The 11,521-nt window shown below is 29.3% G+C and carries 13 protein-coding genes and 1 tRNA gene; 7 read left to right on the top strand and 7 right to left on the bottom strand.

Annotated features, from left to right (window positions below; all coding sequences use genetic code 11):
- Positions 1-12: 12 nt before the first annotated feature.
- Positions 13-2,550 (bottom strand): leucine--tRNA ligase, encoded by a 2,538-nt coding sequence (gene leuS / locus ABXT66_RS10920; RefSeq protein ID WP_443643543.1) that lies wholly within the window; start codon positions 2,548-2,550, stop codon positions 13-15.
- 9 nt (positions 2,551-2,559) lie between these two features.
- The gene (locus ABXT66_RS10915) at positions 2,560-3,054 is read right to left on the bottom strand and encodes a DUF3576 domain-containing protein (protein WP_443643542.1); all 495 of its coding nucleotides are present in this window, start codon (positions 3,052-3,054) and stop codon (positions 2,560-2,562) included.
- Positions 3,055-3,240: 186 nt separating this feature from the next.
- On the opposite strand from ABXT66_RS10915, the gene ABXT66_RS10910 reads away from it, so the two are divergent.
- A complete protein-coding gene (locus ABXT66_RS10910; protein WP_443643541.1) occupies positions 3,241-3,918 on the top strand; it encodes a YggS family pyridoxal phosphate-dependent enzyme in 678 nt (225 codons plus the stop codon).
- Here ABXT66_RS10910 and ribA read toward each other — a convergent pair.
- Positions 3,913-5,040 carry a GTP cyclohydrolase II gene (gene ribA, locus ABXT66_RS10905; RefSeq protein ID WP_443643540.1) on the bottom strand — a complete coding sequence of 376 codons (1,128 nt, stop codon included), beginning with the start codon at positions 5,038-5,040 and terminating at the stop codon, positions 3,913-3,915. The genes ABXT66_RS10910 and ribA overlap by 6 nt on opposite strands.
- 52 nt (positions 5,041-5,092) lie before the next feature.
- On the opposite strand from ribA, the gene ABXT66_RS10900 reads away from it, so the two are divergent.
- A complete protein-coding gene (locus ABXT66_RS10900) occupies positions 5,093-5,779 on the top strand; it encodes a winged helix-turn-helix domain-containing protein (RefSeq protein WP_443643539.1) in 687 nt (228 codons plus the stop codon).
- Positions 5,780-5,987: 208 nt separating this feature from the next.
- Positions 5,988-7,379, top strand: coding sequence for a tyrosine-type recombinase/integrase (locus tag ABXT66_RS10895; RefSeq protein WP_443643538.1), 1,392 nt, complete (start codon positions 5,988-5,990; stop codon positions 7,377-7,379).
- A gap of 115 nt (positions 7,380-7,494) precedes the next feature.
- Here ABXT66_RS10895 and ABXT66_RS10890 read toward each other — a convergent pair whose 3' ends face one another.
- Positions 7,495-8,529, bottom strand: coding sequence for a hypothetical protein (locus ABXT66_RS10890; protein WP_443643537.1), 1,035 nt, complete (start codon positions 8,527-8,529; stop codon positions 7,495-7,497).
- A 116-nt stretch (positions 8,530-8,645) separates the two neighbouring features.
- Positions 8,646-8,894, bottom strand: a complete 249-nt coding sequence (locus ABXT66_RS10885) for a hypothetical protein (RefSeq protein WP_443643536.1) — start codon at positions 8,892-8,894, stop codon at positions 8,646-8,648.
- Positions 8,895-9,108: 214 nt separating this feature from the next.
- On the opposite strand from ABXT66_RS10885, the gene ABXT66_RS10880 reads away from it, so the two are divergent.
- Both ABXT66_RS10880 and ABXT66_RS10875 read left to right on the top strand, forming a co-directional pair.
- On the top strand, positions 9,109-9,306 hold the full coding sequence (locus ABXT66_RS10880; protein ID WP_443643535.1) for a helix-turn-helix domain-containing protein: 198 nt from the start codon (positions 9,109-9,111) through the stop codon (positions 9,304-9,306).
- Positions 9,303-9,512, top strand: a complete 210-nt coding sequence (locus ABXT66_RS10875; protein ID WP_443643534.1) for a hypothetical protein — start codon at positions 9,303-9,305, stop codon at positions 9,510-9,512. The genes ABXT66_RS10880 and ABXT66_RS10875 overlap by 4 nt, the downstream gene beginning before the upstream one ends.
- Before the next feature lie 32 nt (positions 9,513-9,544).
- Here ABXT66_RS10875 and ABXT66_RS10870 read toward each other — a convergent pair whose 3' ends face one another.
- Positions 9,545-9,892, bottom strand: a complete 348-nt coding sequence (locus ABXT66_RS10870; protein WP_443643533.1) for a hypothetical protein — start codon at positions 9,890-9,892, stop codon at positions 9,545-9,547.
- A 100-nt stretch (positions 9,893-9,992) separates the two neighbouring features.
- On the opposite strand from ABXT66_RS10870, the gene ABXT66_RS10865 reads away from it, so the two are divergent.
- Both ABXT66_RS10865 and ABXT66_RS10860 read left to right on the top strand, forming a co-directional pair.
- Positions 9,993-10,547 (top strand): hypothetical protein, encoded by a 555-nt coding sequence (locus ABXT66_RS10865; RefSeq protein WP_443643532.1) that lies wholly within the window; start codon positions 9,993-9,995, stop codon positions 10,545-10,547.
- Positions 10,548-10,600: 53 nt separating this feature from the next.
- Positions 10,601-11,326, top strand: a complete 726-nt coding sequence (locus ABXT66_RS10860; protein WP_443643531.1) for an HNH endonuclease — start codon at positions 10,601-10,603, stop codon at positions 11,324-11,326.
- A gap of 106 nt (positions 11,327-11,432) precedes the next feature.
- Here ABXT66_RS10860 and ABXT66_RS10855 read toward each other — a convergent pair.
- Positions 11,433-11,507 (bottom strand) — tRNA-Gln (locus ABXT66_RS10855).
- Between the last annotated feature and the right edge of the window lie 14 nt (positions 11,508-11,521).

Raw genomic sequence — 11,521 nt, 5'->3', positions numbered from 1 at the left:
ATAGTTACCATTTTAAATAACAAAATTAACGACACGGTTAGGTACTGTTATAACTTTTTTTGGAATACCATTCAAAAACTTTAAAACATTTTTTTCTTTCATGGCAATTTTTTCTAAATCTAGCTTATTAGTATCAAAAGGGACATCTATTACAGCCCTCACTTTACCGTTTACCTGAACTGGAATTTCAATATTATTTTTTTTCAAATAAAGGTGATCAATTTCAGGCCAAGCTTGATCACATATCATTTTAGAATTACCTAATCTAGCCCATAATTCTTCTGCAATGTGAGGAACCATAGGATTTATAAGTATTAATAGTTTTTTTGTTGTATGTAAAACAACTGCTTCGTCTGACACATTAGTAATTTTATAAGATATAATTGCATTAAATAATGTTCTAATTGAGGCTATGGCATTATTGAAGTGAAAATTTTCAATATTTTTAGTAATGTCCTTTATGGTAATATTTAAAACAGTTAGTAATTCTTTATTTTGTTTAGACGGATCTTTTAGTAATTCTTCATCATTTTCAAAATTTTTGAGATTTAGTACAAATTTCCATAGTTTATTTAAAAATCGCCAAGAACCATCAATACCTGCATCTGACCATTCCATATCTCGATCAGGTGGTGAATCAGATAACATAAAAAAACGTGCTGTATCGGCACCGAAATTAGAAATAATTTGTTGTGGGTCAACAACATTCTTCTTTGATTTACTCATTTTCTCTGTTCGACCAACAAACACTGGCCTTTTAGTTTCTGCATGCAAAAAGTTGTTATTTTCTTTTATTACCTCATTGGGAAATAACCACTGTTTGTCTTCTGTAATAAAAGTTTGATGGCATACCATACCTTGTGTTTGTAAAGACTTAAAGGGTTCTTCTATATCTATTGATTTTACTGCCTTTAATGCACGCATAAAAAATCGTGAATAGAGAAGATGCATCACAGCATGTTCTACTCCACCTATATACTGGTCTACTGGCATCCAATACTTAATAGCTTCATCAGAAAAAGCTTTAAGAGGGTTTAAATCAGTAAATCTAGCAAAATACCAGCTTGATTCGAAAAAAGTATCAAATGTATCTGTTTCTCTAATTGCATCTTTATTACACTTTGGACAATTAGTAAACTTCCATGTTGGATGTGTTTCTAATGGATTTCCATTTGACTCAAAGTTTATATCTAGAGGTAAAGTAATGGGTAAACTCTCTTCAGGAACTGGAACTTCTCCGCAACTATCACAAAAAATAATTGGGATAGGACAGCCCCAATATCTTTGACGGGACACTCCCCAATCACGTATTCTGAAAGTTGTAGTTTCCTTGCCAATATTTAATTTTTCTAATTTTTTTATACTTAATTTAATCCCATCTTCTATATTTAATCCATCTAGAAAATCAGAATTAATATGAGTGCCATCGCCAATATACGGTAAATCACTCTCAATTTCTGAAACTTTATTTTCTACAACTTCAATTATTTCTAAATTATATTTTTTGGCAAAATCAAAATCTCGTTGATCGTGTGCAGGACAACCGAAAATTGCACCTGTTCCATAATCCATTAAAATAAAATTAGCTATAAATATTTTTAACTTAAAGTCCGTTTTGAAAGGATGAGATGCAGTAAGAGAGGTTTCATATCCAAATTTTTCAGCTTTTTCTATATCAATTTCTGAAGTCGATTGTTTTTCACAAAACTTTATAAAGTCTAGAGCATCATTATCCTTATTACCAATTTCATGTGCAAGAGGATGTTGAGGTGAAATAGCTATAAATGTAGCTCCAAATATTGTGTCTGGTCTTGTCGTAAATATATCAATTTCTTTATCTGAATTGTTAACTTTAAATCTTAGAGTGGCGCCTTTGCTCTTACCAATCCAATTTCGTTGCATAGTTTTAACTCTATCAGGCCATGATGTTAAGCTATCAATATCATTAAGTAAATCGTTTGCAAATGCAGAAATTTTTAAAAACCATCCATTCATTTTTTTCTTTTCAACTTGAGCACCTGAACGCCAACCGCATCCATCAACAACTTGTTCATTAGCTAAAACGGTTTGTTCAACGGGGTCCCAATTAACCCAAGTTTCCTTTTTATAAGCAATACCTAATTTATAAAAATCTAAAAACATCTTTTGCTCAAACTTATAATAATCGGGATCACAAGTTGCCAGCTCTCTATTCCAATCGTAGGAAAGACCCATTTGTTTAAGCTGTAGCTTCATACTTTTTATATTGGAATTCGTCCATTCTGAAGGGAGTGTTTTATTTGCAATAGCTGCATTTTCTGCAGGAAGCCCAAAAGCATCCCATCCCATTGGATGAAGAACGTTAAAGCCTTGGGCCATTTTATATCGAGCAACTAAATCACCTAGGGTGTAGTTTCTTACATGTCCCATATGAATTGCACCTGAAGGGTAAGGAAACATTTCTAAAACATAGTATTTAGGTTTACTGTAGTCTATTTTGGCTTTAAAAACGTCACTTTCAAGCCATTTTTTTTGCCATTTTTTTTCAATAAGAGAGGGATTATATTTCATTTTTAATAATTATTTATCCAAATTTAATTTCAAGTTTCTAGCTTCATTCAAAATACTATCTTTAATTTGAGCAGCTAAGCTTTTATTGGTTAAAGGTTGTGACCAAATATTATTTTTAAAACTCTGAATTTCAACTTTAATTTTAATGCTTTCAGATTTTAGTTCGTTTGAATTAATATAAACCGTAATTTTCAATTTTTGATTTTGGATATTCTTATTAACATACCAGTCAGTTATAATTTTTCCTGAAAGAGCATCTGTGGATATTAAAGGTGCAATTGATAATATATTAAGAGTTGCACGCCATAAATAACCATTAACATTAACGTTATCTAAATTTTGAGGATTAATAATTTTTGACAATAAAACATCTTTGCTAGTATCTTCCAACACAAGTACAGGTTTTTGTGTTTCGCCATTAACTTTGTTAGAGAAAACTGATTTATAATTTGAACAACTTGAAATCAACAAAAGGATAGTTATTAATAATATGTTTTTTATCATTAATTTAATCCTTTATAAAATTTTTAGATAAGTTTTATCAGTATTTTGTTATACATCAATTAAATTATAATTAAAATTTAATTAAGAAACATGCTACAGCATAATTTAAAATAATATTAGAAACATTTATCTGATTTCTATTTTTTTTAAAATATATATATTTTAAATAGTCAAAGGATTAACATTTTGGAAAATATTGAAAAAAATAGAGAAGAGCTTTTGAATGATATAAATATTAGTTATTTAAATAGTAAATTTAAAGGATCAAAAGTTACAAAATTAGTTGCAGTTTCTAAAAAACAAGATGAAAATAAAATAGATACTGCAATTAAAATTGGTCAAAGAATTTTTGGAGAAAATAGAGTACAAGAAGCAAGTCAGAGATGGGAAGAGAGATTAAAACATATAGATGATTTAGAGTTGCGGCTGATTGGGCCTCTTCAAACAAATAAAGTAAAACAAGCATTAAAATTATTTGATATTATTGAAACAGTCGATAGGGAAAAGTTAGCAAAAGAGATACATTTGCATTTTGATAATAAAGTCAAAACAAAAAGCTTCTTTATTCAAATTAACACAGGTAGTGAATCTCAAAAAAGTGGTATTTTACCTCTAGAATCTGACTCTTTTATTCAATATTGTGTAAATGATTTAAAACTTCCAGTTATTGGATTAATGTGTATTCCTCCTTATGATGAAGAATCTGCAATGCATTTTTGTTTATTGAAAAAAATAGCTGATAGGAACCAATTATCAGAATTGTCAATGGGTATGAGTGAAGATTTTAAAGAGGGAATAAAATTTGGGGCTACGTCTGTGAGAATAGGAACCAAATTTTTCGGACAAAGAACTATTGTATTATAAAATATGTCCTGACTTTTCTAGTTTAGTTTTAAGGTATTTTTTATTATGCTTATTTGGTTCAATCTTTATACTAACTCGTTCTGTAACGTTAATCCCTAAACTTGATAAATTTTCTACTTTTCTAGGATTATTAGTTATGAGTTTTAATGTATCAATATTTAATTTTTTAAGTATTTGCTTCGCAGGGTAGTACAATCTTTCATCATCATCAAAACCAAGAGCCATATTCGCTTCGACTGTATCCATTCCTTTTTCTTGTAAAGTATATGCTCTAAGTTTATTTAATAAGCCTATATCGCGGCCTTCTTGAGCTAAATATATCAATATACCTTCATTAGCTTGAGACATCATTTTAATGGATTGTTTAAGTTGTTGGCCACAATCACATTTTAAACTTTCAAGAACATCACCCGTTATGCATTGACTATGAACTCTTACCAAAGGAATATGTTTATGTTTTGTAATGTTTAAAACATTTCTTGTTTCACCAAAGAGTAAACAAAAATGTTCATCTCCACCATCTTTTGGACGAAAAATAATAATTTCACAATTATCGGTATAAGAAATTGGAACCTTAGCTTTTACAGACATGGTGAGGTTATCTGTGTTTGAGGTTTCATAGGATTGTATATCATTCGTCTCTACGTGCAGTAAGTCATTTTTAAAAGCCCATTGATTAATATTTTCAATTTTAACATTAGATATAATAGACATTAAACCAGCTGGTAGAAGCCTAGCTTGTCTTAAAATGAGAAGACATGAGGATATAATACTTTTATTACTTTCTAATATAACACCGTTTATCAAAGGTTTATCATAACCGTATAATGGCATACATAGGGATAAAATGTCATCTATAGACCAATTTTTATTTATCAAAATAGAGCTTGGTTGATTTTTGACATTTATACCTATAGCATTAGAGCGATTTGAAGATAAAATGATACTTGGCCTTGATAGAGACTGTTCAGATAATTCTTGTATTGTTTCTTTTTCAATTAATTCTGAAGCAACTAGCAATACACAAGTTCCAGTATTAATATCTGAAACAATAAGTTTTCCACCTCGTCTAAGCTCTGATATTGCTCTTTCTATTTTAACTGTTAAATTATTATTATGCATTGTAACCAAGTAAATTTATTGATATTTAATTAAATTTTAGGTTTTTTCTTTTATGGAAAAAAAACATACATTATTATTATATGAAAAAGAGATTTTTTTAAACTCTATTTTGCAAGAGCAATTTTTATATACTGAAGATTATCAGTTATTTATTGCACAAAATGAAAAAAAATTATTAGAAATGATAAACAATAGACTTTTTGATTTTTTTATTCTGAATTTAGATATTGTTAATAATAATTTAGCTACTTTTCTTAAAAATTTTACGGAGTGTAACAAGCACGAAAATATAGTAGCGTATTATTTTGAAAACAAAAATTACGAGGAATATAAAAACTACAACTTAAGTTTTTTAAAAAAACCTTTTAAATTTAATACATTATTAAATTATTTAGATAATATGAAAAAAACTGATTTTTCTTTGAGCAACAATTATTTAATGGAGCATATTCAATTTATCGCAATTAAAAAAATTATTTATAATTCAAATAATCATTATCAAGAGCATTTAACAGAAAAAGAAACCTACTTACTTGATTACTTAAATAAAAATAGAAATATAAATATAACTAAAGCAGATCTATTAAAAAAAATATGGGGAGTGAATGAAGATATTAATACACATACATTAGAAACTCATATGTATAGGTTGAGGTTAAAATTAAATAAAATAGAACCAAATTTATCCTTTTCTCTATTAAATCAAAATGGTCTTTATTGTATGAAAGATAATGTTTAAAAGTAAAAGATAGTCTTCTGAATATAGTGAATTTTAAAACTTGGTTTCTCATGAGAAACATAAATAAAAATATTATAAAAATTTAATAGTATATATATATGGCTGGGGCGGTAGGATTAATAGCCATATATCTAAAAACATTATAAATAGCTTCAGGTAACAAAAAATAATATTTACAACTTAGTACAAACTTAGTACATTTGTCAATATGACACAAAAATATAGAAAAGATTATCTAACTAAAATTAAAGGTAGCGACAATTGGTATCTTCAATTTTATATTAAAGATATTTATAGAGATTTACCAAAAATCAAAAATAATCCTAGATGGGCTAACAGAAGAAACTATTTAGAATCTCTTAAAACTCATGATTTAAAATTAGCAACTGTAAAAGTTGATGAGAGATTAAAAGAGATTGGGATTAGAAGTACTCCTCATAAAAAACTATCCCAAGGCTCTTCTGCATACTTTGGAGTTTTAAGAGATTTAAAAGTTAAAACCGAAGATGAGTTAGATGAGCTTTATGAGTACTTCATAGATATGAGAAATAATTCCTTACAGGATATATATGAAACTAATGAAATAGAAGTTTTAAGCGAAGAGCAATTTAATCATTATGATAATGCGATTGCTGCAATTCAAAGAGAAATAAGTGAAAGAAAAAATAAATTTAGAGTCACCCCTCACCCACATAATATTACACTCTTAGCAGTAAGTGATGAGTATAAGGCAGATTTAACGTCACAAGGAAGAGATAAAAAAACATTAAGTAAACTGTTTCATGCTGTAAGAAAATTTCTTCAGTTTGTAGACAGAGACGATATTGAACTAAAATTAATTAGACCTAGATTAATAAGTGATTATGTAAGGTACTCAAGAGAAAGAGAAGTATCTGAAGGAACTTTCAGAGCTGAAGTTTGGATGCTTTCTGGTGTTTTTAAATTTGCAATAAGACAAGAATATTTAGAAAATGCAATTAACCCATTTGTAGATGTAGAGATTAGAGGGTTTAAAGAAAAAGTTGATAGGTTTCAATTTACTGATGAAATGCATCAAGCAATTTTAGAACTGGTAAGGAATGATAGTAATATGCTCCAGCTAGTTTTAGTAAGTTATTATACTGGAATGAGAGTTTCAGAGGTAGTATCTGCAAAATTTATTTTCATTAATGATGTACTTTGTTTTGACGTCGCAACAGATGGTGGAAAAACAAAAGCTGCAAAACGTGTAATACCCATTCATTCTGAATTACTAAAATGGTTGTCTAAAAGATATAATTTTGAAAATGATAAGAAATTAGATTTTAAAGACAAAACAGCAAATGCCGTTGGTAAAAAGTTTGGAAGAGTTAAAACAAAAGTTCTTAATAACTTAAAAGTAAATAAAGAAGAAAGTATTCATTATGTGCATCACTCTTATAGGCACGGTTTTGCAACTATGATATTACAAAAAGGGTATGATGAAATAGAATTTGCAGATTTAACAGGACATAGCAATTCTTATCTTGGTAAAACAGAAGCTGCTAGAACATACTTTAAGACACAAAAACTTTCTAAACTAATTGAAATGATTGAGAGCATCCCAAAACTAGAAGTATAATTCTAAGGGTAGGCATGACCCACACCCCCTATACGTTATTATATACTCAAGCTCTGCAGCAGATAGGGTTTTAGAAAGTTAAAAGTTATTTAATTCAGCAAATTTCAATTAATGACTATTTGCAATTTAAACCTCTTCTTTTTGCTTCTTTGATATATCTCCCATCATACAAACCATGTCTATAACATATAAGTTTACTAGATAGAGAGCCTAAGTCAGTGTGATTATTATATAGTCTATTTATAAAGGGATTAACTTCAGATATGTAATCAGCCTTTGAGATTTTTGAAATCTTTATGTAATCAAAATCAATCGTTGACTTTGGATTGGGAATTGTATCTGAACCGGGACGATACAAACCTATTTTAATATGCGGGTCCAGCATACCTGATGGAATGTCAATGCTTTGTATCGGAACGGTCCAAACTCCTGCAGGAGCCTCAACCTGACTTGTTAAGGTGACTTCCTTTGGAGTTACTGATACAACAAATATAATGTTTATCCACTTACCTTTGTGGGTTATGGGGCTGAATCTTACATTAACATCATTTGTATAAGTGTTTCTAATTTGCCTATAATCATTCATAGTGGACGCCGAACTCCAATTATCTCGCTTTTTCTTCCCTCCCTTTTTCTTTATTAAGACTTCAGTCCTAAGGTATCCAGGTGGATAATGTCCGATTGACCTCAGTTGCAGCAAGGGAGAGCACCTACCCTTCCATGTACATTTACTTTTAATTTGAAGTATAGATTCCTTATTAGAAGCGAAGCCTTCAACAAACCTTACCCTTAAGTTAATTTTATAGTGACTTCCACTCTTTAAACGAAATTTGTTTCTTTTGTTACTACCTGACATAATTTCAGAACGTTCCCAATACGGGTAAGAACTCTCATTTTTGCGTCTGATTTTGTCTCTGGAACAATTTCCTTTTTGTCCACCTGCGAGAGAAAACCGAAGGAATTTAGTGTCTCCCTCTTTCATCCACTTAACTTCACTTCCATTAGCAAAGCCACCTTCTGAACTGCAATCCTCATAAAAAGAGTGTGTCCAGTCGTCATCTTTAAAATTTTTTGCAGCCCATGAACTTTCACTGACGGCTAAAACAGAGAACACCAACCCAACCAATAATATTGCAGAAAACTTCTTCATAAATGTAGGCTAGCAGGTTAGATTTTATTTGTTAAGTATTTAGATATTTTATAAAAGTGTTCCTATAATTTAAAAAATTATATTTACAACTTATATAAAGCAATTATTAAAATAAATCACTGGAAAGCCGCAGAAAGACTTGACTTTTTATACAAAATAGGTATAACTATATATATACAAAAACCTCTCTCATTCTTGCCACTTCCTAGCGAGAACCCACGAATGTTCAGACCACTTTTTAACGATGACTTATGAGCTAACTTTTGGCCAACGAGTTCAGATTGAGTAGCTGTAATACAAGTTGCTTCTGTATAAAAAGGTTTAAAGAAAGTAACCAGATAAATTCTGCTGATAGCATTGGGCAAAGCTTAAAAATTGCCACCTCATAAAAGCTTACGGTCATGTTGAGCGAAAATCCCTTACCAAAGTATTCTTGTAGTAAGTTAACGGATTTGGTTGAAAAACCTTCTTCGTTGGCCACCTATGGGAATCACAATAGTTATGTATTTCAATTACTTAGCTAGTATTAAGCTAATCCTTAAATACATATATGCACCCTTACATTATAGGAGTTTATTAATGGGTAGACTATACACACATAACAGTCTCAGAGACGCTAGAGAACAGTTTGAGATTATGTTTATTAATGATGTTCTTCAAGACAATGAATACAGCTTACGCAAGTCTGCTGAGACTTTAGGTATGCATTATTCAGGATTACATAGGAAAATGCGTCATTTAGGTATGCCTAAGACATATAGGAGGACATCTAAATGAAAAAGAAACAGCATAGAGACTATAATCAGAAACTATCAGATATGCCTAATTACCTACGTGGCTTCTCCAACAACCGTTGGGGAGGTCATAAGAGTAACAAGATGAGAGGTTTGAGAGGTGGTACATATGGACCTGCATCTAAGTGCAGAAACATTACTATCACCCCTGAGTTACAAGCTGAGTATCAGAGAAAGTATGATTTATAGGATATTATAAAAAGAAACTGATATGTATTAAACTAATCTTGTTTATCATTTTCATATTTAAACATTAAATCTTCTTTGATGTAATTGAACCTAAGTTCACGTTCATCATAATATTTCTTTATTCTGTAACTTTGAGCAATACCTCCAATTATTCCTATTATAGTAGAATAAATAGTTTTAAACTGTTGGCTTGTTTCAAATGGTATAAAAATTATAAAACAAATAACTGCAATAGTAAGCCCCATACCAAAAGGTGCTGTATCAGGAAAAATTTTATTAGCCCGTTCCCATTCATCTTGTTTTTTTGTGAGCTCATCTGTAAAGTTTCTATTATTGAGCATCTTTTTAAATAATTCTTTATCCATCTCTTCCCATCTCAAATAGTATTCCTTTTAATTCTATATTACATATAATAAATTAATTATTAAAAATAATTAAATTATAAAAGTGTTAATTGGTACAGCAAAGATAGTTTTATTTATGAAAAAAAATATTTTTATATCTATTATTATGGTGATTTTGAACTATAATTTTTCCTTCGCTAATCAAGGTAATAATCTAGATTTTAAAAGCTTTACTAACGGACAAGACTTTATTTCTATCAATAAAGATAGATTAAATCTTAAATATTCAAATTGTAAAACACACAAAAATAATGGGAATATAAGTTATAAGGAGATTAAATTATTATTAAATGAAGATGAAGTATTAGATATTAATAAACATTATGATTTTTTAAATGATTACCAATCTAAAAATTTTACTTTACCATTTTATTCCATATCAATTTGGGCATGGTACAAAACAGTCGCTTTTAAAACTAAAAATGTTAATTATTTTTCAAACTTTGAACAGGTTACCAAAAGACGAAATATGGTTGTGCCCAAAGAGTTAATAAGGGATATACTTAAATTTAATGTACTCAATGTATATTTACATCAAGGTAAGCATAGTAAAAATAACAATAAAAAGTATTTTGGAAAATTTATAATTAATAAAAAAGATAATCTTAGTAAATGTTTTAATATAAATTGACAAAGTTTAATGCTTAAAAACTTTAGATTAGTCAAAATACAGGCTGCTATAAAATGCAATGGACTTTTAAAAATCAATCTAAACAACAGAAAATTAAGACCCTAGAAAGTAATATTACTCAACTTGTAAACATAGCTAATGGAAGGGTAGCATTTATAAATAAGAACAAGGAACTTTATGATAAAAAAGTAAAAAGACTAAGTGAGTTTAAAGTTCAGCCATCTAATATGTTTTTCAAACAACCTGACACAGACAAAGTCAGAAAACTCAAAAAAGATATTAAGATATATAAAGACCAGAAGAAGTTTTTAACTGACTTAACTTTAGAAATAGTTAAATGCCAAAAACAACTTCAAAAATTATTTAGTAATAAAATAATTCCTAGACAATACAAGAGCTATAAAAATGTAAGTCCTAATGTTCAAGATGACACTATCATAGAACAAAGTAAGATTGATATGTGGAAGGCTAAAGCTGCAGCATTTGATGGAGAAAAGAGAAGAGGTCAGGGTGAGATAAAATTATCTCTTAAATCACAATTAGTGAATTATCCAAGATGTCCTTATTGTGAAACAAATTTAGTTTATGAAAACTGTCATGTAGACCATATTTATCCTGCAAATAGAGGTGGATTAACAGTTCCAGACAATATGGTTTTGATATGTTCACCATGTAATTTGTCAAAAAGTGCAGATAGTTTAAGGAGTTTTGCTAAAAGAAATCACTTAAATTATGATAAAATCATTGCTAGATTAGAAGTAATGGGTAAGCATGTATAAAGCATAAGTTTCTTATGGGAAACAAGTTAAATTGGGCTTAGTACAAACTTAGTACATTTGTATAAATACCGTGAAATTATTATTAAAAAACAAGGGGTTATATATATGGCTGGGGCGGTAGGATTCGAACCTACGGTACACGAGATCAAAACCCGATGCCTTACCACTTGGCTACACCCCAATTGATTATTGAAT

The sequence above is a fragment of the Candidatus Levibacter sp. Uisw_134_01 genome, assembly GCF_047717795.1.
GTDB lineage: Bacteria > Pseudomonadota > Alphaproteobacteria > Puniceispirillales > Marisalimonadaceae > Marisalimonas.
The sequence above is the reverse complement of the archived record's forward strand: the minus strand, read 5'-3'. Positions and strand labels throughout refer to the sequence as shown.

What these genes read in the sequence shown, in the direction of transcription:
- leuS (WP_443643543.1), bottom strand. Translation starts at nt 2,550, where the DNA reads ATGAAATATAATCCCTCTCTTATTGAAAAAAAATGGCAAAAAAAATGG.
- ABXT66_RS10880 (WP_443643535.1), top strand. Translation starts at nt 9,109, where the DNA reads ATGGGTAGACTATACACACATAACAGTCTCAGAGACGCTAGAGAACAG.
- ABXT66_RS10895 (WP_443643538.1), top strand. Translation starts at nt 5,988, where the DNA reads ATGACACAAAAATATAGAAAAGATTATCTAACTAAAATTAAAGGTAGC.
- ABXT66_RS10860 (WP_443643531.1), top strand. Translation starts at nt 10,601, where the DNA reads ATGCAATGGACTTTTAAAAATCAATCTAAACAACAGAAAATTAAGACC.
- ABXT66_RS10875 (WP_443643534.1), top strand. Translation starts at nt 9,303, where the DNA reads ATGAAAAAGAAACAGCATAGAGACTATAATCAGAAACTATCAGATATG.
- ABXT66_RS10900 (WP_443643539.1), top strand. Translation starts at nt 5,093, where the DNA reads ATGGAAAAAAAACATACATTATTATTATATGAAAAAGAGATTTTTTTA.
- ABXT66_RS10915 (WP_443643542.1), bottom strand. Translation starts at nt 3,054, where the DNA reads ATGATAAAAAACATATTATTAATAACTATCCTTTTGTTGATTTCAAGT.
- ribA (WP_443643540.1), bottom strand. Translation starts at nt 5,040, where the DNA reads ATGCATAATAATAATTTAACAGTTAAAATAGAAAGAGCAATATCAGAG.
- ABXT66_RS10865 (WP_443643532.1), top strand. Translation starts at nt 9,993, where the DNA reads ATGAAAAAAAATATTTTTATATCTATTATTATGGTGATTTTGAACTAT.
- ABXT66_RS10890 (WP_443643537.1), bottom strand. Translation starts at nt 8,529, where the DNA reads ATGAAGAAGTTTTCTGCAATATTATTGGTTGGGTTGGTGTTCTCTGTT.